Raw genomic sequence first — 20,115 nt, forward strand, 5'->3', positions numbered from 1 at the left:
CGTTACTCCTCAGCCTCTGTGTTGCCCATGGACTCCGCGTTATCCATGGACAGTGTCATCAGGGAATCACCGTTCATTATCCGGCGGATCTTGGCGCCGTATTCCGGATCGGTGGCGTAACCGGCATCCTGCAGCTTCTGGGCGAATACCTCTGGCTGATCAGCGGAAGCAAGAACATCCCGGTAACGGGGGTTGGATTCCAGAAACTCGACATAGTCCCGGAAGCTCGCTTCATAATCCGGGTATGCACGGAACGACGCCCGCTCGCTCATGGGTACGCCCTCACGGAATTCCGTGGTGGCAATGTTGACGGAATCTCCCTGCCAGCGATGGTCCGCCTTGATACCAAACAGGTTGTGACTGGGCGATGCGCCCTCACCTTCAATCATGTGTTTGCCCCACCCGGTTTCCAGCGCCGCCTGCGCAATCATGACGCGCGGGTCAATACCGCTTTCCCTGGCAACGCGCTCCGCAACCGGCAGCAGCTCACGGACAAACTCCTCCGGGCTGCCGAAGTTCCGTGGCAAGGGCGCCAGATCGTCGGTGGCCGGGGCGGCGGCTTGTTCCGCTGGCTCCGCCGGCGCGATCCGGTTCACTTCCCTCACCTGCTCCGGCAATGCCCTGGAAGGAACCGGAACGCTGCGATCGTAATCCGCAAGCGTGGCCTTGTGGCCGGAGAGCTTTTGCCCCTCCTCGCTCATGCCCGGAATCTGACGACTGAGCTGGCGAACCAGCGCCTCGGCCAGGCCGGTGCCGCCCCGCTGCCCCGCGAGGGACAGACTGAGCTGGTTATCGAACATGTCACGATAATGCTCGGACTCGTTGCTGTTCAGGTAATTGCCTTCGGAGAACACGTCCCCGGCCTTGCGCATGGACTTCATCATCTCGCCAATAAACAGACTCTCGAACTGACGGGCGACCTCTTCCAGGGCGGCTTTCTTGTCCGTCCTGGCCTGGGATTTCAATTCATTGAGGCCGCTGAAATCGGTGTAGATCCGGGCCTGTTGAATGCTGGAGTCCTGCATCACGCCACCTAAATCACAATCAGCTCGGCGCGCAGCGCGCCAGCCTGTTTGAGTGCTTCAAGAACCGCCATTACATCACCGGGCGCCGCACCGACCTGGTTCACCGCCTGGACGATCTCGTTCAGAGTCACCGCCGGGCCGAACTGGAACATCCGGGCCGGGTCCTCGGTGACGGCAATCTGGGTATTGGGCTCGACGGCGGTTTCGCCACCGGCAAAGGGATTTGGTTGCACCACTTCCGGGTTCTCTTCAATGGTCACCGTGAGATTGCCATGGGTGACCGCTGCCGGACTGACCTTGACGTTCTGGCCCACCACGATGGTGCCAGTGCGGCTGTTGATGACCACCTTGGCGGCAGCCTCAGCCGGATCCACTTCGATGTTCTCCAGAATCGACAGGAAGCTCACCCGCTGATCCGCATCCCTCGGTGCCTTCACTGACACTGACGTGGCGTCGTGGGCGTAAGCCATGTCCGGGCCGAGCGTGTTGTTAATGGCCTCTACCACACGGCGCGCTGTTGTGAAGTCAGCGCGCAGCAGGTTAAAAGTAATCGTGTCACCCTTGCTGAAGGGGGAAAGCACTTCCCGCTCAATGGTGGCGCCATTGGGAATCCGCCCAACCGACGGAACGTTCACCGTAATCCGGGAACCATCCTGCCCCTGAGCGCCAAAACCACCTACCACAAGACTGCCCTGGGCCATGGCGTAGATCTGGTCGTCCGCGCCTTTCAGTGGCGTCATCAACAGGGTTCCGCCCCGGAGGCTGTCCGCATTACCGATAGAGGACACCGTAATATCCAGCTCCTGCCCGGGCTTGGCAAAAGGCGGCAAAGTGGCACTGACGGTCACCGCTGCCACATTGGCCAGGTTCGGGTTAACCCCTTCCGGCAAGGTAATGCCAAACTGGTTCATCATGTTGCGGAACGTCTGGTTGGTGAATGGCGCTTTGTCACCGGTGCCATCCAGACCAACCACCAGCCCGTACCCGACCAGCTGGTTGTTACGTACACCCTTGATCCTGGCCAGATCCTTCAGGCGGTCCGCCAGCACAGGTGACGCCACCACAGACAATGCCAGAACAACAATCCAGAAGCGGATCATCCTCATAACGGCCACCACTCACTGTTAAAGAAGCGGGACAGCCAGCCCATTTGATTCGCTTGGTCAAAATCCCCCGTGCCACCATAGGCAAAGCGGGCATCGGCAATACGGTTGGAGGCAACGGTGTTGTCCGGCGCGATATCCTGGGGGCGAACCAGACCGGTGAGGCGGATGTACTCATCGCCATTGGTCAGGGACAGCCACTTCTCGCCGCGAATGTGCAATACACCGTTGGGCAACACTTCCGTGACCGTCACGGTGATACTACCCGCCAGGCTATTGCTCTGGTCCGCCTCGGCCTGGCCTTCAAAGTCCCGCTCCTGATTGATATTGGTCGCCACATTCAGGTTGTTCAGCCCCAGAATTCCAGGTTCCGGCAGGGAAATATCCTGGTCCTTGGTAATGCTGGTTTCCGCATTCTTGCTGGCCCGGGTGGACTCCTCAAGTTGCACTGTCAGGACATCCCCCACATTCAGCGCCACCGTATCACCGTATAGGTTGTGGTTACGCTGGGTCTGGAAAATGGCTCCGGATTCCGGATCGCGCTGCATCATTGCCTCAGCCCGCACCGGTGCATACGCCGGATCATCCGGAACCGCCCTCTGTCGACTCATGGCGGTGCATCCCTGCAACACGATCAACACGCCCACCAGCGCCAGAGTGCCGATGGAGGTTGTGCTATCTGTTATCGCGATGCGTTTCATTGTCTGTCCCCTCTACGAACCACGATCGGATCAGCCGATATTGTTCGTAATAAACTGCAGCATCTGGTCGGTGGCCGACACCACCTTGGAATTCATCTCATAGGCACGCTGGGTCGTGATCATGCTCACCAGCTCTTCAACCACTTCCACGTTGGAAGATTCAATCATGCCCTGCTCGACCGTACCGAGCCCGCCAATGCCTGGCTCGCCTTCAGCGGGGTCACCGCTGGCGTTGGTGGCCTTGTATAGGTTGTTACCAATAGCCTGCAACCCCTGGGGGTTAATGAAGTCCACCAGGGTGATTTCCCCCAGGTTGATCGGCGCTGCCTGGTCATCCACTACGGCAGTGACGGTGCCGTCCTTGCCAATGGTGATGTTGGTCGCGTTCTCCGGCACGTTGATGTTGGGCTCCAGCGTATAGCCGTCCGGGTTCACGATATCCCCGTCCGAGTTGAGCTGGAACTGGCCGTCACGGGTGTAGGCAACCTGCCCGTCCGGGAGCAGAATCTGCATGAAACCACGACCGTTAACCGCCATATCCAGCGGTTGCTCGGTCACCTCAAGGTTGCCCTGGGAAAACTGTTTGGTCGTGCCGACAACACGCACACCGGTGCCCAGCTGAAGGCCGGATGGCAGCTCGGAATTTTCGGTGCTCATACCGCCGGGCTGCCGGTTCACCTGATACAGAAGGTCTTGGAACACCGCGCGGTCCCGCTTGAAACCGGTGGTGTTAACGTTAGCCAGGTTGTTGGAAATGGTGGACATCTTGGTGTCCATCGCGCTTAACCCGGTTTTACTGACCCAAAGTGCTGGATGCATGTTTTTTCTCCTTGCCGGTGGACTCTGTCAGGCGGCTATGTTTTGCCGCTTTTCTGTCCATCCGACGACTGTGCCCAAGGTTTATCAGAGGTTCTGCAACAGGCGTGCCGAAGCCTCGGAATTTTCATTCGCGGTGGTCATAACCTTCACCTGCATCTCGTACTGCCGCGACAGCTGCAGGTTGGCAATCATTTCCTCAACGGCATTCACGTTGGAGCTTTCCAGAAATCCGGAGGCCACGCGCATATTTCCATCCGGCGGCTCGGGGCCATCCAGAGCCTGGTCCGGCTTGCGACGCATGTAACCGTCATCACCTTTCTCCAGGGCGCCGGGCGGCGGGTTGACCAACTTCAGGCGATCCACTTCCACCAGCTGATCCGGCGGACCGCCAACAGGAACGATGGAAACGGTGCCGTCGGCGCCGATCTGAACGTTATCGAAAGGCGGCAAAGCGACCGGGCCACCGTTGCCCATAACCATGTCACCGCTGGCGTTACGAACCAGGCCGTTGACATCAATCTGCAGACTGCCGGACCGGGTAAAAACTTCCTCACCGCGCTGGTTCTGAACCGCCAGCCAGCCGTCGCCTTCAACGGCAACATCCAGCTTGCGGCCGGTTTCCATCAGCGCCCCGGCGGACAGATCCGTCCCCGGCCGCTCGGTCATGGCGTAGGCGCGGGTCGGGTGATGCTCACCAAACACCGGCATGCTACGAGCCTGGGCGAAGTCTTTCTTGAACCCTGTGGTACTGACGTTAGCCAGGTTATTGGCGTGGGCACGCTGGGCCAGCATGTTTTGCTTGGCGCCAGACATCCCGATATAGAGGGCTTTATCCATGGGAAAACTCCTGCCGGAATTTTGACTGTTACCAGTCTTCCTGCAGGAGTTATGCCAGAATTGCGTTTTGCGGATTATCTCAGGTTGATGATGGTCTGGGTGACCGCATCGGAGGTTTCAATGGTCTTCGCGTTCGCCTGGTAATTGCGCTGGGCAATGATCAGGTTCACCAGTTCCGCAGACAGGTCCACGTTGGAATCCTCTACCGAACTGGCCTTGATGGAGCCCAGGGTTCCGGTATCCGGGGCGCCGATGATCGGCTGACCGGACTCGAAGGTTTCCACCCAGGTTGTCTCCCCTACCGGCGAGAGCCCATCGGTGTTATTGAACGCCGCCAGGGCTACCTGCCCCAACGCCTGAGACTGGCCATTGGTGTATCGGGCAAACAGCACACCCTGATCGGACACATCCAGACCGGATAAACGGCCCGTGGTATAACCGTTCTGATTCTGATCATTTACCCCAAAGGCACTGCCATACTGGGTGGTGTTGCTCAGGTCCACCACAAACGCAGAAGTGGTGGGCGGATCAGGAATCGGTGTGACCACTTCCTCCCCGGGAGCAGGAGGACCATCCGCACCATTGGGCAGGCCATTTGCGTCTTTCGGCACCCAGTCATCAATAACCACTTCACCATTCGGGTCGCCATTGATCGATTGCAGATCACCATCCTGGTTGAACCTGGCTGTATAGGGTGTCTCATCGGTACCCGCAACCATTTCACCGTCAATCTGCATGTAGATCGACCATTCACTTTGACCAACTCCATCACCCGGCGAAGGCTCCTTCACGAAGAACTGGGTCAATTCGTGGGAGTTGCCCAGGCTGTCGTAGATCGTGGTGGATGTAGCGTGGTTGTATGTGCGCTGGTCCAGCGGATTGAACTCATTGGTGATCCGGGTCTCGCCTGCTGTATACGCGGCCTCAAACGTGCCGGTTCCGGCGGGATCAGTCAGTATGCCGGCCACCTCGCGCTCAGTGGTCACAAACAGATTGCCACGCTCGGGAGCGGCAAATGACTGATTGCCTGCTGCGCCGGTCGTGTAGGACATATCGACAGTGAACCCGCGACTGTCGGTAATGGAAATATCATCACCGCTGCCGGAAACCTGCGCCTGCAGAGTGTTCAACTCCGAGTCATTGATGGCGGCAGCCAGCGAATCAAGATCGGTAATGCCATCACTGCCACGGAAAGTCACGTTGTCGCTTCCGTTCAGGGATATGGTCAGCTCAAAGTCCGGATCGGACAAATCACTGGCTAGCTGAGTCATATCAAACTGTTCGGACAGGTCAAACTTTGTCCTAGCGGAGGCGTTAACGCCTTTTTGTGAACCCAGAAGCTCGGCCACCTCATTTGCGGGCTGATCCGTACCAATGGAGATGAGCTGCGACGTGGTACCGTCGGAATACTCGACCTGGAAAGCATCACCATCCAGGTCTGCCACGTTCAGGTCTTCACCCAGATCACGTATGCGGTTTTCCAGCACACTTTCCCTGGAATCCAGATTGAGATCAGTGCTCAGATTGGTGGTCCGCCTCGGCGCCAGGTTGTCCGTCTCCACCTGCAGATCCCCACGAATGCCAGACAGATTACCGTCGCCATCAGCGGTGAAGCCCTGCACACGCATGTTCTGGTTATTGGTAATAAATCCGTCTTTGTCGATGCCAAACTGACCCGCACGGGAATAGCGAACTTCTCCACCGTTATTCAGGACAAAGAAGCCATCACCGTTGATCGCCATATCCAGTCCGTTGTCGGTAAAGCTGATGTTGCCCTGACCGAAAGACTGCTTCACGTCCTGCACCCGCACACCATCGCCCACCGGGTTGTTGCCGGAACTCAGGAAACCGCTGGCATAAAGGTCGCCAAACTGTGCGCTGCTGCTTTTGAAGCCAACGGTACTGGCATTGGCAATGTTATTACCGGTGACGTCCAGATCAACGGACGCTGCCCTCAAACCGCTAAGCCCTGTATTAAAAGCCATAATTCACCTCGTGGTTTCGCACCGGTATCAATTGATTTGTTCTACGTCCGACAGGGCAATGGAGCCCATGCCGGCCAGATTCAGTGTGACTTTACCGCCCTGACCGAGAGAAACGCTGTCCACATTGGCGCTGACCATGGTGGCCAGTTGTTCGGTTCCGCTGGGGTAGGAACCCTCAGCCACAATGCGGTAGGGGCCGGGTGGCAAGGCATTGCCGTTGCCGTCCTTGCCATCCCACTGGAAGGAAGCAACGCCGGCCTCACTGGCGCCCAGGTCAATCTGCCGTACCCGTTCACCGTTCTGACTTTCAATGGACAGACGCAACCCGCCGGTGGATGCCGGAACCTGGATGGTGCCGGTGATCTCGCCTTCGCTACCAAGTATGCCAATTTGCGATGGCGCCAGAACGGTCCGCCCCACCATCGCCGACGCCTGCAGCGCCTGGGTGGAGCGGAACTGGCTGCTCAGTTCATCCACACTCCGGGACACGCCCTGCATTTCTTCAAGGGAACTGAACTGGGCAAGCTGGGAAATAAATTCGCCGTTATCCTGGGGTTCAAGCGGATTTTGGTTCTTCAGCTGGGCAATCATCAGCTCCATGAACTCGTTTTTGCCGAGTTCGTTCGTACCGTTGCCGGCACCGCCCTGCTGATGACGAAAATCGCCCAGTACATCAGAGACATTCGTCGGGTTAATTGCGCTCATCGGTCGGTCCTCGCCCGGTTACTGCTGCCCAAGTGTAAGAATGCGCTGCATCATGGATTTCGCCGTGTTCATAATGTCCACGTTCATCTGGTAGCTGCGGGATGAGGACATCATGTCTGCCATTTCCTCAACCACGTTGACGTTGGGGTAGAACACGTAGCCGTCCTCATTGGCAGCGGGGTGATTCGGTTCGTATCGCATCTGCAGTTCCGCATCACTCTCGACAATGCCGTCCACACGAACCCCGGCGCCGGGTCCTTCGTCGCTCCCGAACGCCAGATCTTTCTGGTCCGGGTTCAGCATGGACTGCTGGATCGCGGCAAACACGGGCTTGCGTGCCCTGTACGTGCCTTCGGTGCTGGAACTGGCGGTTTCCGCGTTGGCAATATTGGATGCAGTGGTGTTCAACCGCAGTGACTGCGCAGTCATGCCGGAACCGGCGATATCAAATATGTTACCCAGGGACATGTTGATGCTCCTCAGCTAGTGGCTGCGCCCGATTACTGACCTGAAAGGGCTTTCTTCAGCCCCGAGAATTTGCCGTCCAGAAACTGGAAGCTCGCCTGGTAGTCCATGGCATTTCTCATGAACCGGCTCTGCTCCTGCTGGGTATCCACCGTGTTGCCATCCACGGAAGGCTGGTGCGGCACGCGGTAGAGCAGCTCGTTGTCCTGGCCACCGGGCGTCGTATCCATGTGGGCGTCGTGAGTCCGCTCCATGTTGAATCCGCTGACACTCTGCTGTGCCTTTTCCATCATCGCGCGGAAATCAACGTCCCTGGCCTTGTAGCCTGGGGTATCGGCATTCGCGAGGTTGTTCGCCAATACCTCACCACGCTGAACCCTGGCTTCCAGGGCGTGCTGGTGAATACCCAGTGCTTTATCAAAGGAAATTGCCATATTGCCTCCAGAACCTTGTGCCCGGCCCTGCATTGGTTTGCCGGTTCACCTCTTTGCAGTAGACAAAGCAACGTCGATGCCAGTTTTCGGGAGGCTATGAATACAGCGGGCTGGAGAGGGTCAGGCGGCAAATTCGGAGGTCTTGCCGGACGAGATGGCAGGAGAAGCGGCAATGACTTTCCCCTGTGGACAGATTCGGAAAGGCCCGAACTGAATTGTGGCTTTTCTGTATAACTGTTAACCTTTCGTCGTAGTCCGACTTTCGAAAAACTATAAATGAGCCGGTAGCGAAACCATGAGTGAGCAAAGCGCTTTTCGCAATTTTTCTGAGTTCTATCCGTACTATCTGGAAGAGCACAGCGACTTGACCTGTCGCAGGCTCCATTTTGTCGGCAGCCTTCTTGTTATCATCGTTGCCCTTTACGCCATTGTAACCGCCAAACTGGTCTGGCTGCTGTTGCTGCCCGTGATCGGTTACGGATTTGCCTGGGTCGGACATTTCTTCTTCGAGAAAAACCGCCCGGCGACCTTCAAATACCCATTGTACAGCCTGATGGGGGACTGGGTGATGTTCCGCGACATCCTCATCGGACGGATACGCTTCTGATATGATGAGCGCCCCCGTGGATCTGCGCAATGCCAGCGCCAGCGCCAGCAAGTCCACTGCCGTGGACGCGCAGATTGATCCCATCGCCATTCCGCCGATGCCGGATTACAACGGGCGCATCCTTGGGTTCACCGCCGCGGCCGCCATTATCGCCGCGGGTGTTTTCCAGGGCGCATTTCCCGACTGGATGCTCTGGATGATCGCCGGGGCGCTGATCTGGCCTCACCTGGCGCACCTTCTGACCCGCCGCACCTTCCTCAGACATTCCTCTCGTATCCGCCAGAAAATGCTGATGGTCGATTGCGTGATTGGCGGCGGCTTTGTGGGTGCTATCGGAGCAACGGCCATACCATCCGTGTCGGTCATGATGATGCTGATGTTCAGCTGCCTGATTGTCGGCGGCTTCCGCCAGTGGGTGTTCGGCTCCGTGTTCATGGCGGCATCCCTGTCGGTGGGGCTCGCCATTTTCGGGCCGGCGGAGAGTCTTCAGGCGCCCCTGCTGACCAGCATTCTGTCGCTGCTCGCAACCGGCCTGTATATCTGCGTCACGGCTTTCTATTCCCACCAGCAGGCCCGGGCGCTGATGATGGCCAAGAGCCAGATCCAGAACCAGCGGGAACAGTCCATCGCCCTCTCCCATAAGTTGTCCAAGTACCTGTCTCCCCAGGTCTGGCAGTCAATTTTCACTGGTGAGCGGGACGTGCGCCTGGAAACCCAGCGCAAGAAACTCGCCGTTTTCTTCTCTGACATCAAGGGCTTTACCGAGCTGTCCGAGGAAATGGAGCCGGAAGCACTGACTGAACTGCTCAACCACTACTTCAACGGCATGTCCGAAGTGGCGCTGAAATACGGCGGCACCATCGACAAGTTCGTTGGTGACTCCATTATGGTGTTCTTCGGTGACCCCACCAGCCGGGGCCAGAGGGAAGACGCCTTTGCCTGTGTGTCCATGGCAATCGAGATGCGCAAGCACATGAAGATCATGCGCCAGAAGTGGCGTAGCCAGGGCATCAAGACTCCGCTGGAAATCCGCATGGGCATCAGCACCGGCTATACCACGGTCGGGAACTTCGGCGCGGAAAACCGCATGGATTACACCATCATCGGCAAGGAAGTGAACCTGGCCAGCCGGCTGGAATCCCTGGCCGATCCCGGTGAAATACTGGTGTCCTATGAAACCTTCTCACTGATCAAGGACCGCATCATGTGCCGGGACAAGGGTGAGATTACGGTGAAAGGCTTTGGCAAGCCGGTACCCATTTATGAAGTGGTGGACTTCCGCCGTGACATGGGCCCGAACCGCAGCTTCCTGGAACACGAACACAGCGGGTTTGCCATGTACCTGGATTCCGACAAGATCACCGAAAGGGAACGTCAGGCCATCCTGAACGCCCTGGAAGATGCCGCCGACCGCTTGCGGCAGGAAGAGGAAATTCGCTGACCCCCTCCCCCTTCTGAGTTTTACTGGCGAATCAGCCGGGCCCCGGGACCGTCGTCCGGATCGGTGCTGCGCCAGGGATTGATATCCAACCCGCCCCTGCGGGTATAACGGGCACACACCATCAACGCTTCCGGTTTGCACCTCGCCATAATGTCGGTAAACAGGGTTTCCACGCAGTGCTCATGGAAATCCTGCTTCTGGCGAAAGCTGACGATGTAGCGAAGCAATCCCCGGCGATCCAGTTTCGGCCCGGTGTAACGGATCATCACCGTGCCCCAGTCCGGCTGGCCAGTCACGGGGCAGTTGCTTTTCAGCAGATGCGAGCACAGGCTTTCCGATACCACCTCGCCAGACGCCGACAGGGATTCCGGCGCGTATTCGTAGGTCACATCGTCAACCGTGCCGCCGTCAATCAGTTCATAGCCTTGCGGGCGGCCTTCCGCCATGGCGCCCTCATCCACGCTGCGCATGGTCACCTGCACCGCCGCGCCACTGCCGCTGGACAGATCCCGGGTGATCACATCCGCGACCTGTTCAGGCGACGAAAACACCGCCTGGTTCAGGGAGTTCAGGTACAGCTTCAGAGACTTGGATTCGATAATGTTGGGCGAAGCAGCCGGGAAACGGATTTCCGCCCAGGCCACGGCCGGCACACCATCAGCACGCAACCAGGACACCTCCCAGGCCTGCCAGAGATCTTCCCCGAACCACGGCCAGCGGCCATCCGACAAGCCAATGCGGCGCCGGTTTTCCTCCCGCGGCACGGGGAAAAGCAGATCCGGATTGTAGCGGTCCGGGTATTCACTGGATTTGCCCAGGGGGGCATCGTTAAGGGCCATGGTGTGTCCTGTTAAAACGGTCCTGAAACTTAGTGGCGAATGCCTTTGCCACGCTTGAGCATCCGCAGCGAGATAGCCGTCAGCAGTGTAATAAACACCAGAATCATACCCAGTGCCACAAAGGGATTCACATCCGATACGCCCAGAATACCAAACCGGAAAGCATTCACCATGTACAGAATCGGATTCACCATGGACACAGCCTGCCAGAAATCCGGCAGCATACTGATGCTATAGAACACCCCGCCCAGATAGGTCAGCGGCGTGAGCACGAACGTGGGCACGATGGAAATATCATCAAACTTGGTGGCCAGCATGGCATTGATAAACCCGCCCAGGGCAAACAGCGCCGAAGTCAGGAACACCGTAATCACCACCATCGGCAGGCTATGGATCTCCAGCCGTGTAAACGCCAGCGACAGCAGCGTCACGATCAGCCCGATCCCCAGCCCCCGGGCCATACCGCCGCAGACATAGCCGGCGAGGATGATCCAGTTGGGCACCGGCGAAACCAGCAGTTCCTCGATGCTGCGCTGGAACTTCATCGAAAAGAACGACGACACCACATTGGCGTAGGAACTGGTGATCACCGCCATCATGATCAGCCCCGGCACAATGAAGGACATATAATCAAAGCCCCCCATATCACCGATCCGGGAACCAATCAGGTTACCGAAAATGATGAAGTACAGCGTCATGGTAACCGCCGGTGGTAACAGGGTCTGGGGCCAGATCCTGGTGAAACGGCGAATCTCCCGGATCACGATGGTGTTGAATGCCGTAACCATTGCCTGGATTTTCATGCGTCACCTCCCTCGACTTCCCGGGCGTTCTCTTCCACCATCCGGATGAACAGCTCCTCCAGGCGGTTGGCCTTGGTCCGCATGCTGACCACCTTGATCCCCCGCTGCTCCAGTTGCACAAAGACCTGGTTCAGGCCCTGGCCCTTCTGGACCTCCACTTCCAGCGCGCCCTCATCACTCAGGCGGCACGGAAAGCCGTCCAGCGCTGGCGCGCCCTCAAGTGCGGTTTCGGTATCCAGCACGAAGGTTTCCACATGCAACTGCTGCAGCAGCTCACGCTTGCTGGTGTGCTTCAGAATCCGCCCATGATCGATGATCGCAATGTTGCGGCACAGCGCCTCGGCCTCTTCCAGGTAATGGGTGGTCAGGATAATCGTGGTGCCCTGGCGGTTCATTTCCTCCAGGAAGGTCCACATGGACCGGCGCAGTTCGATATCAACGCCCGCTGTCGGCTCGTCCAGAATCAGCAACTTGGGCTCGTGCACCAGCGCACGGGCAATCATCAGCCGGCGTTTCATGCCCCCGGACAGCATCCGCGCCGGGGTATCCTTCTTGTCCCAAAGCCCCAGTTGGCGCAGGTACTTCTCGGCCGACACCCTGGCCTTCTTCAGCGGGATGCCGTAATAGCCCGCCTGGGTAGTGACGATGTCGAACACCTTTTCGAACTGATTGAAGTTGAACTCCTGGGGCACCACCCCAAGGTTCAGCTTGGCATCGGACAGGTGGGTATCGATGTCGTAACCAAACACCCTCACCTTGCCCCCGGTCTTGTTCACCAGGGAGCACACGATACCCAGCGTGGTCGATTTCCCGGCCCCGTTCGGGCCCAGCAGGGCGAAGAAATCCCCCTGCCTGACGTTCATGTCGATCCCCTTGAGAGCATGAAAACCATCACCGTAGGTTTTGGTCAGCCCCTCGATCTCCAGTGCGTTGGTCATAAACTACCCAGAATAGTGGCGTGTCGGGTCAGCGTGCCCGGCCAAGAGTGTGATGCGTAAAACCAGAAGTCTTTTAAGTTGTGGCGCCAACGGAATTTTCAAGTCGCCGCCATGGAAACCCACCGCCCGGGTAAAACACCAAACTGCGACAGGATTCCCGATATCCCCACGCGCCCGTCCCTATAATGCCGGTTACAACAATTTACAAAAGGCCCGGCAAAACCCGTCGCGTTTGCACCGCAGGCCCCAGGACCAGGGAATGTACGCAAGACCATGAGATCCGTTCAGCTTCTTCGATTATCCCTGCCACTGATGGCAGTGCTCTCATTGTCCGGCTGCCTCGGCGGCGACAGCGGAGGCGGCGGTGATGACACCCGGACCGGCTCACTCACCTACAACGGCATCAGCGGCCTGCACTACACCAGCGCCAGCCGCAGCGAGACAACCGATGACAGCGGCCAGTTCCGTTACTACCCCGGGGAACGCCTGACCTTTGCCGTTGGCGACCTCACCCTGGCCAAAGAAGTGCCCGCCGCCGAATTCACGACCCCGCTGGAATTCCTCGCTGACATCCGCGAGAGACTCAACAGCCCAGGCCTTGACGATGAAGGCCTGCGCTCTCACCAGATCACCGAGCAACAGTTGCTGACCGACACCACACTGCTCAACCTCACCCGTTTCCTGCTGGCACTGAACTGGGATGAAACCATTGGGGAAGGCGAAGGCATTGAAATCCGCGACCGGGTCGTCAGGCAACTGAACCGGGCACTGCCCGACCTGACCGCGCCCATTGACTTCACCGTCAGCGAAAGCGAGTTCACCGAACGTGGCGCCACCCCGTCACCAGCCAACCAGTTACTGGCCGCCATCTGCTTCTACCCGGCGGATGACGAGCACTGTCAGGCCCCGCCCACCCAGGCCGAGATTGATAACGCCATGCCCCGCCCCGAGGATGAAGACCTGCGGGACCCCGACCAGGAGTACCAGGAAGACCTGAAAAGCAGGCGTGACCGCATTCTTGAATCCGTCCGCAGCCTGGAGGACTTTGACGCCGAGGCCGCACAGGACTACCTGACCCGCGAACTGGATGCCATCACCACCGTCATCGGTAACCGCTACTACCTGGGCAGAGAAACCGCCAACCACCCCGCCAGTGAGACCGACATCAAGGAAGCGGGAATCCGCCGCATCAACGGGGAACCGGATCTGGCAGCCATCGAAGCCATGAGCACCCGTGACCAGGATGTGGTGGTTCATTCATTCAGCTGGCAATCGGCAACGGTGGATTACTTTATCGCGGGAGACAGCGGAGGCGAATCGGAAATCATCATCAATTTCCGCCCCGCAAACAGCTATCGCTGGATCAGGAAAAGCCTCAGGGTGATCATCGACTGACTCACCCGGGGGCTTCAGATCGGATCAGGAACCGACCAGTCGCGACAGGTTCCAGCGGGATTCCGTACCGGTGACATCAAAGTGCTCCGGATTGAGCCCTTCCGTGCCATGGGGCAGGCACTCGGCAATGGACAGGGTCTCGCCGGGGCCCTTGTCCTCGTTGAAACTCGCCAGATCGATGATCTTCGCGGACTGCAACGGTTGCTGGTTCTGGTCCGTCATCACCATGACACGAGGCCACAGGCGACGTTCCGCGGAATGGGACACCACAATGCCACGCTGGCCATTATTAAGCTGAACCAGGCTTCCGGTGGGATAGATTCCGACCGCCTGGATAAATTTCTCAACCAGATCTTCCTGAAACTCGATGTTGCGCATGTCATACAGCAGGTTCACCGCCTTGGCCGGCGTCATCGGTTCGGAGGTTTCCCGGGGGCCAATCAGGGTTTCAAAAAACTCGGCAAGGCCACCGATCTTCGCCAGTAACGGGATGCGATCCCCGCGGACACCTTCCGGGAAGCCCGAGCCATTGTGGCGCTCCCGATGCCCCTGCACTACGCTGACCACCGCACGGGACACGCCGGTCCCATCCAGCATCGCGACGCCGCGCCCGACATAACTCCGGTAGCGGGCGAATTCATCGGCATCCAGCCGGCCCTCTTTCTTCAGCAGCTCCACAGGCAGTTCGGTCTTGCCCACCTGGGACAACAGGCAACCCAGGCCCAGATGGTTAAGCAGCCCTTCATTCAGGCCAAGATGGCGACCACACACCAGCGCCCATACCGCTGTGTTCATGGCATGCCGGTAGATATAGTCATCGTGTTCACGGGTACGGCTGAGCCACAGCAGAGCATCCGGATTACGAACCACACTGGAGACCATCTTGCGGGTGACGCCTGCCACCTCTCTCAAATCCGGCGTTTCCTCCCGCTGAACCGAGCCAAACACCCGGCTCAGTGCGGTCTCGACATCGGCGAGCACCCTCCCTGAAACCTTGAGCTCTTTCTTCAGGGTAGCGGTGGTCTCGTACTCGACCGGCTCCTTGATCTGCAACGGCGGCAACTGAATCACTTCACGGTTGCCACCAAGATTTCTTGCACGCTTTCCAAACACCGGCCCCGCCGGTTTTCCGAGATTCACCTTTTCGCGCAGTTCAGCGATGTCGATGACAACCCACTTGCAGTGGGATCCTACCGACCGGATGTCATCCTGGGAGCGGATAGGAAAGCCCTGGATCGGAAACGGTGTCTGGTGCCACGGCCGGTCCAGTTCGGACACAAACATGCCGACTTCTAAGTCTTGTACGGCGATTTTCCTTTGACGAACGCCCACGACGCGCACCCCTTGAATCAAAATAATCGATACTCACTATTCTGACGCCACCAACGCCAGATTCCATTACATTTTTGTAGTCCAAAGTAACCCAAAAGCAACAGGAGGTAACGCTTGCTATCACGGAGAAACAAAATGTAGCAACGTGACGGAACTCACACTTCTGGTACAAAAGTGTCAATCTGCGTCACAAACCGAATCATCCATGACCGGCGGGCGCCCATTCAGCGCGCCCCGTGGCGATGTGCGGATGTGGACAATATACGGCACCGGTGACGCTCGCAGGTAATCAACGCCTTCCTGATCGTCGCCTTCACCGCGGCGGGTGACAGCCGGCCGGCAGGACACCAGCAGCTCCAGGGAAGCACCAATATCCACCACCTTCGCCTCCGCCTCACCGGCGTTCACCGACAGGCACAGGGTTTCGTCGTCCGCCGGCTCGCCACTTGCCGCCACCCGATCAAGACCGGCCTGACCGCAGGCACGGATACCATCGGCGCATTCACCGGCCTCTGCGTGGGAGTCATCCGCCAATCGCCAGCTGCGGGTGCTGCACTGGGTCGTCACAGTGATAGGCGTGGACTTGTCCGCCACGAACCACCAGTCCGGATAGTCAGCGGTCTGCCAGTTCAGCATGATCTGGCGCGGATCACCTTCGGAGTTTTCGGCGGGAAACAGGCCGTAATGGCTGTAGTAGGAAGCGCAACCGCCAAGCACGAGCGGCAAACACAGCAGGCACGAAAGCAGCAGACAAAAGCGATGGTTTTTCATGGCGTCGGAATCACGGCTGGAAATGGGTGTTCAGAAACCGCCATTATCCACAGCCAGGCAGGGGAAACCGTTTATTGATCCGCAAATTGCAAACCGAAACCGTCATTGCTCCGGCGAACCACTTCCATTTCCAGCACCGGCGCGGGAACCGGCAGGCCTTGCACCTGCACTTCCACCTTGTCGCCGATGGCAGCATCAAATGACTCACCCTCAACCACGATGAAAATGCCGCCGTCGGAGATATCCCGGGTGGAGAACACAAATTCCCCCAACAACTCATGGCGTACTTTCACCTTTGCACTCATCGCGGTGCGCCCGAACTCTCTCCGATCCTTGTCAACCATAGACTGCTTATCCACCGATTTTGCATGGTTTTTTCTATTCCTCCGAAGCATATCACCATTCATCATAAAAATTGCAATAGTCAACTTGACACAACCGCTAACACAAATGAGAATGGTTGTTGTTTTTAATGCCGTCATCATAACAAGTTAACGACGGCTCAAACCTGCTTGAGAAAGGACGTCACACCATGCGAATGAAACTGGCTGCTGCTGCAACCATGGCCCTCTCGGTCATGCCCCTAAGCGCTTCCGCGGAAGGCGAAGTGAACATCTATTCCTACCGTCAGGCTTACCTTCTGGAGCCCCTGCTCAACGCATTCGAGGAAGAAACCGGCATCAAGTCCAACGTGATCTTCGCCAAGAAAGGCCTGGCCGAACGCCTGGAGCGTGAAGGCCGCAACAGCCCGGCCGACGTGGTGATGACCGTTGATATCTCACGCATCAACGACCTGGTCGAGCGTGATCTGGTCGCCAGCCTGGAAAACGAAACCCTGGCCAACAACATCCCGGAAAACCTGCGTCACCCGGATGGCAAGTGGTTTGCCCTGACCACCCGCGGCCGCTTGATCTTTGCCTCAAAGGACCGGGTTGAAGAAGGTGAAATCACCACCTACGAAGAACTGGCGGATGACAAGTGGGACAACCGCATCTGCACCCGCAGCGGCAAGCACCCGTACAACATCGCGCTGATCTCCTCCATGATCGCCCACCACGGTGAAGAAGAAACCGAGAAGTGGCTGGAAGGCGTGAAAGACAACCTGGCCCGCAAGCCCCAGGGCGGCGACCGTGACCAGATCAAGGCCATCGCCGAAGGCGTATGTGACCTGGCCATTGGTAACAGCTACTACTACGGCAACATGCTGAACGACGAGAACCAGCGCCCGGCTGCCGAAGCCGTTCGCCTGGTATTCCCCAATGCCGACGGCCGTGGTACCCACGTCAACATCAGCGGTATCCAGCTCACCAAGAGCGCGCCCAACCGCGACAACGCCGTTCGGTTGATGGAATTCCTCTCCACCGAGGAAGCCCAGCGCATCTACGCGGAAGCGAACACCGAATACCCGGCAAACCCGGACGTCAGCCCTTCCGGCCAGGTGGCAGAATGGGGTGAAATCAATCCTGACCAGCTGTCGCTGCAGGAAATTGCCAACAACCGCAATGCAGCCGTCAAACTGGTTGATCGGGTTGATTACGACAACCTGTAAGCCGATGTCTGTCTGAAAAGGGTGGGCCTGGCCCACCCTTTTTTGTCTGCGAGGGCCAAAAACCCCGTGGTCGGGTCACACCAGTCATTGCAGGCACAGCCGTAGGTGACTAGAATCGTGGCTCTTTTCAGGAGCACTAAAGGAACGACATGACCGAGGCAGGTACCAGCGGTGAAACCGGGCTAGGTCAACCCCTGCTGGCGAAACGTACCTCCAAGCGGTGGCTCATATCCGCTGCCCTTACCACGGCGATCGTCGCACTCCCGGTTGTATCGGTTCTTTTCCTGGCCCTGTTCCCCGATGAAAACATCTGGCCCCACCTGCTGGACACCACCCTGCCCCGTTACCTGGTCACCACCTTCAAACTGATGGCCGGAGTGGCGATTATTACACTGGTGATCGGACTGGCAACCGCCTGGGCTGTCACCATGTGCGAATTTCCCGGCCGCCGTTTCTTCGAGTGGGCCATGCTGCTGCCCTTCGCGGTTCCCGCCTACGTCATTGCCTATGTGTACACCAGCCTGCTTGACTACGCCGGGCCGGTCCAGAAAGCATTACGGGAGATCTTTGGCTGGGAGAGCGCCAGGGATTACTGGTTCCCGGAAATCCGCAGCCTGGAGGGCGCCACCCTGATGATCGGGCTGGTGCTGTACCCTTATGTGTATCTGCTGGCCCGCGCCGCCTTCCTGGAGCAGTCGCCTTCACTGTTTGCCGTCAGCCGCAGCCTGGGGCATTCGGCCATCAGTACGTTTTTCCGGGTGGTTCTGCCCATCGCCCGCCCCGCCATCGCCGTGGGCCTGTCCCTGGTGCTGATGGAAACCCTCAACGATTTCGGCACCGTTGATTTCTTCGCCGTGCAGACCCTGACCGCCGGCCTGTTCGACACCTGGATGAACCTGGGCAACCTCGGCGGCGCCGCGCAGATTGCCAGCACCATGCTGATCTTCATGGTGATCCTGGTCACCCTCGAACGCTACTCCCGCCGCCGGCAACAACAGTTCGCGGCGCGCGACAACCGGGATCCGATCCGCCGCTTTACCCTGTCCCGGCCCCGGCAACTGATCTGCATCGCTGTGTGCGCCGCGCCGGTTATTCTGGGCTTTGCGATTCCGGCCATTACCCTGGGCCAGTACGCCTGGGAATACTTTGACGAAAGCTGGAACTCCGAATTTATCCGCAACACCCTGAACAGCCTGTTCCTGTCCGGAACCGCAGCGCTGACCACCCTGCTGATCGGCGTTACCCTCGCCTACAGCCGGCGGCTGCACGACACCCGGGGCATGCAGATCATGATGCGCCTCTCCAGCCTCGGCTATGCCATGCCCGGCGCGGTACTGGCGGTCGGTGTGATCATCCCCCTGGCAGGCTTCGACAACTGGCTGGACAGCGTGATGCGGGACACCTTCGACATCAGCACCGGCCTGCTATTAAGCGGCTCGGCCTTTGCCCTGGTGTTCGCCTATACGGTGCGCTTCCTGGCGGTGTCAGCCGGCAGCGTGGAAAGCGCCCTGCAGAAAATCACCCCAAGCATGGACATGGCATCCCGCTCCATGGGGCATACCCCCGGCAGCACCCTGGTGCGCGTCCACCTGCCCATGCTTCGGGGCACGCTGATTACCGCCGCGCTGGTGGTGTTCGTGGACTGCATGAAGGAGTTGCCCGCAACGCTGATCCTGCGACCGTTCAACTTCGACACCCTGGCCACCTACGTGTACCAGTTTGCCTCCGATGAACGGCTCGCCCACAGCGCGTTACCGGCGTTGATAATTGTTCTGGCGGGTATTATTCCGATCATCCTGATGAGTCGATCCATCTCGGCCAGCCGCAGCATCGCCTGATGCGCCGCCGACCCGGGATCAGAGAGGGTCAGAGCATCGGCCTGGAACCGGCATCCTGGACCACGAAACGGCCCTGAAAGGTAGCTACCGGTGCGCCCTTGGGATCGTTCGTCGGCTCACCGCAGTACACATCCGCGTGCAACGCCAGGCGCCCTTTGCCATGGCGGGCAAGGCTTTTCCTGAAGCGATCCGGTATCTCTCCGGCGGGAAGCCGGCACAGGGCGTAGAAATCTCCCTCCACCGGGGTCAGATAATCCATGCTGCCGCTCTGGACCATCACGTTGCCCCGCAGCCCCATATCGGCAATGGCCAGCTCGATCAGCCCCCAGGCGGCCGTGACCGCTACCGAGTAAACGCTGCCACCAAAACCGGTGCCCTGGTGATTGTGATTGGGTTCCAGCGGCGCACTCACCAACAGGGCATGGCCGTCATAGGAAAGCACTTCCAGGCCAAGCGCACGGGTCAGCGGAATGGATTCATGAATGCGTTTCTGGAAACGCTCTAACTGAGTCATAGCCCCTCCTTGAT

The 20,115-nt window shown here is 58.5% G+C and carries 21 protein-coding genes; 5 read left to right on the forward strand and 16 right to left on the reverse strand.

What is annotated here, in order from left to right; translation table 11 throughout:
* Nucleotides 1-2: 2 nt before the first annotated feature.
* From flgJ to flgB, 9 genes are all read right to left on the reverse strand, one after another.
* Nucleotides 3-1,025 carry a flagellar assembly peptidoglycan hydrolase FlgJ gene (gene flgJ, locus ACQUWM_RS04745; RefSeq protein WP_428921336.1) on the reverse strand — a complete coding sequence of 341 codons (1,023 nt, stop codon included), beginning with the start codon at nucleotides 1,023-1,025 and terminating at the stop codon, nucleotides 3-5.
* An 8-nt stretch (nucleotides 1,026-1,033) separates the two neighbouring features.
* The gene (locus tag ACQUWM_RS04750; protein WP_428921337.1) at nucleotides 1,034-2,131 is read right to left on the reverse strand and encodes a flagellar basal body P-ring protein FlgI; all 1,098 of its coding nucleotides are present in this window, start codon (nucleotides 2,129-2,131) and stop codon (nucleotides 1,034-1,036) included.
* Nucleotides 2,128-2,829, reverse strand: coding sequence for a flagellar basal body L-ring protein FlgH (gene flgH, locus ACQUWM_RS04755; protein ID WP_428921338.1), 702 nt, complete (start codon nucleotides 2,827-2,829; stop codon nucleotides 2,128-2,130). The genes ACQUWM_RS04750 and flgH overlap by 4 nt, the downstream gene beginning before the upstream one ends.
* Before the next feature lie 30 nt (nucleotides 2,830-2,859).
* Nucleotides 2,860-3,648, reverse strand: a complete 789-nt coding sequence (gene flgG, locus ACQUWM_RS04760; protein ID WP_428921339.1) for a flagellar basal-body rod protein FlgG — start codon at nucleotides 3,646-3,648, stop codon at nucleotides 2,860-2,862.
* 84 nt (nucleotides 3,649-3,732) lie between these two features.
* On the reverse strand, nucleotides 3,733-4,485 hold the full coding sequence (locus ACQUWM_RS04765) for a flagellar basal body rod protein FlgF (RefSeq protein WP_407000776.1): 753 nt from the start codon (nucleotides 4,483-4,485) through the stop codon (nucleotides 3,733-3,735).
* A 74-nt stretch (nucleotides 4,486-4,559) separates the two neighbouring features.
* On the reverse strand, nucleotides 4,560-6,470 hold the full coding sequence (locus ACQUWM_RS04770) for a flagellar hook protein FlgE (protein ID WP_428921340.1): 1,911 nt from the start codon (nucleotides 6,468-6,470) through the stop codon (nucleotides 4,560-4,562).
* 27 nt (nucleotides 6,471-6,497) lie between these two features.
* Nucleotides 6,498-7,175: a flagellar hook assembly protein FlgD gene (locus tag ACQUWM_RS04775; RefSeq protein ID WP_428921341.1), complete on the reverse strand. Its 678-nt coding sequence runs from the start codon at nucleotides 7,173-7,175 to the stop codon at nucleotides 6,498-6,500.
* An 18-nt stretch (nucleotides 7,176-7,193) separates the two neighbouring features.
* Entirely contained in the window at nucleotides 7,194-7,643 is a 450-nt protein-coding gene (gene flgC / locus ACQUWM_RS04780) for a flagellar basal body rod protein FlgC (protein WP_428921342.1), read from the reverse strand.
* 32 nt (nucleotides 7,644-7,675) lie between these two features.
* Nucleotides 7,676-8,074: a flagellar basal body rod protein FlgB gene (flgB, locus tag ACQUWM_RS04785; RefSeq protein ID WP_407000782.1), complete on the reverse strand. Its 399-nt coding sequence runs from the start codon at nucleotides 8,072-8,074 to the stop codon at nucleotides 7,676-7,678.
* Nucleotides 8,075-8,369: 295 nt separating this feature from the next.
* Here flgB and ACQUWM_RS04790 point away from each other — a divergent pair, with 295 nt between their 5' ends.
* A complete protein-coding gene (locus ACQUWM_RS04790; RefSeq protein ID WP_407000783.1) occupies nucleotides 8,370-8,681 on the forward strand; it encodes an Mpo1-like protein in 312 nt (103 codons plus the stop codon).
* A gap of 1 nt (nucleotide 8,682) precedes the next feature.
* Complete coding sequence (locus tag ACQUWM_RS04795) at nucleotides 8,683-10,122, forward strand: adenylate/guanylate cyclase domain-containing protein (RefSeq protein ID WP_428921343.1); 1,440 nt, start codon at nucleotides 8,683-8,685, stop codon at nucleotides 10,120-10,122.
* A gap of 20 nt (nucleotides 10,123-10,142) precedes the next feature.
* Here ACQUWM_RS04795 and queF read toward each other — a convergent pair whose 3' ends face one another.
* From queF to ACQUWM_RS04810, 3 genes are read right to left on the reverse strand one after another with little or no spacing between them, the layout of a single operon-like run.
* Nucleotides 10,143-10,961, reverse strand: a complete 819-nt coding sequence (gene queF, locus ACQUWM_RS04800; RefSeq protein ID WP_428921344.1) for an NADPH-dependent 7-cyano-7-deazaguanine reductase QueF — start codon at nucleotides 10,959-10,961, stop codon at nucleotides 10,143-10,145.
* 29 nt (nucleotides 10,962-10,990) lie between these two features.
* The gene (locus ACQUWM_RS04805; RefSeq protein WP_428921345.1) at nucleotides 10,991-11,764 is read right to left on the reverse strand and encodes an ABC transporter permease; all 774 of its coding nucleotides are present in this window, start codon (nucleotides 11,762-11,764) and stop codon (nucleotides 10,991-10,993) included.
* The gene (locus ACQUWM_RS04810; RefSeq protein ID WP_428921346.1) at nucleotides 11,761-12,702 is read right to left on the reverse strand and encodes an ABC transporter ATP-binding protein; all 942 of its coding nucleotides are present in this window, start codon (nucleotides 12,700-12,702) and stop codon (nucleotides 11,761-11,763) included. Before ACQUWM_RS04810 ends, ACQUWM_RS04805 begins: the two co-directional genes overlap by 4 nt.
* Nucleotides 12,703-12,975: 273 nt before the next feature.
* On the opposite strand from ACQUWM_RS04810, the gene ACQUWM_RS04815 reads away from it, so the two are divergent.
* Entirely contained in the window at nucleotides 12,976-14,097 is a 1,122-nt protein-coding gene (locus tag ACQUWM_RS04815; RefSeq protein WP_428921347.1) for an organic solvent ABC transporter permease, read from the forward strand.
* A gap of 24 nt (nucleotides 14,098-14,121) precedes the next feature.
* Here ACQUWM_RS04815 and ACQUWM_RS04820 read toward each other — a convergent pair whose 3' ends face one another.
* The 3 genes from ACQUWM_RS04820 to ACQUWM_RS04830 all read right to left on the reverse strand — a co-directional run bounded on the left by ACQUWM_RS04820 (nucleotide 14,122) and on the right by ACQUWM_RS04830 (nucleotide 16,544).
* Nucleotides 14,122-15,438: an HD-GYP domain-containing protein gene (locus ACQUWM_RS04820; protein ID WP_428921436.1), complete on the reverse strand. Its 1,317-nt coding sequence runs from the start codon at nucleotides 15,436-15,438 to the stop codon at nucleotides 14,122-14,124.
* 168 nt (nucleotides 15,439-15,606) lie between these two features.
* Nucleotides 15,607-16,200, reverse strand: coding sequence for a hypothetical protein (locus ACQUWM_RS04825; RefSeq protein WP_428921348.1), 594 nt, complete (start codon nucleotides 16,198-16,200; stop codon nucleotides 15,607-15,609).
* Between the two features lie 71 nt (nucleotides 16,201-16,271).
* The gene (locus ACQUWM_RS04830) at nucleotides 16,272-16,544 is read right to left on the reverse strand and encodes a PilZ domain-containing protein (RefSeq protein WP_407000790.1); all 273 of its coding nucleotides are present in this window, start codon (nucleotides 16,542-16,544) and stop codon (nucleotides 16,272-16,274) included.
* 188 nt (nucleotides 16,545-16,732) lie between these two features.
* Here ACQUWM_RS04830 and ACQUWM_RS04835 point away from each other — a divergent pair, with 188 nt between their 5' ends.
* Both ACQUWM_RS04835 and ACQUWM_RS04840 read left to right on the forward strand, forming a co-directional pair.
* On the forward strand, nucleotides 16,733-17,749 hold the full coding sequence (locus ACQUWM_RS04835; protein ID WP_428921349.1) for a Fe(3+) ABC transporter substrate-binding protein: 1,017 nt from the start codon (nucleotides 16,733-16,735) through the stop codon (nucleotides 17,747-17,749).
* Nucleotides 17,750-17,898: 149 nt separating this feature from the next.
* Nucleotides 17,899-19,587: an ABC transporter permease gene (locus ACQUWM_RS04840; RefSeq protein WP_428921350.1), complete on the forward strand. Its 1,689-nt coding sequence runs from the start codon at nucleotides 17,899-17,901 to the stop codon at nucleotides 19,585-19,587.
* Nucleotides 19,588-19,615: 28 nt separating this feature from the next.
* On the opposite strand, the gene ACQUWM_RS04845 is transcribed toward ACQUWM_RS04840, so the two are convergent.
* Entirely contained in the window at nucleotides 19,616-20,101 is a 486-nt protein-coding gene (locus tag ACQUWM_RS04845; RefSeq protein ID WP_428921351.1) for a thioesterase domain-containing protein, read from the reverse strand.
* Nucleotides 20,102-20,115 lie beyond the last annotated feature (14 nt).

Origin of the sequence: Marinobacter sp. DUT-3 (assembly GCF_050379435.1) — a bacterium.
In the GTDB taxonomy this organism is placed as follows: Bacteria; Pseudomonadota; Gammaproteobacteria; order Pseudomonadales; family Oleiphilaceae; genus Marinobacter.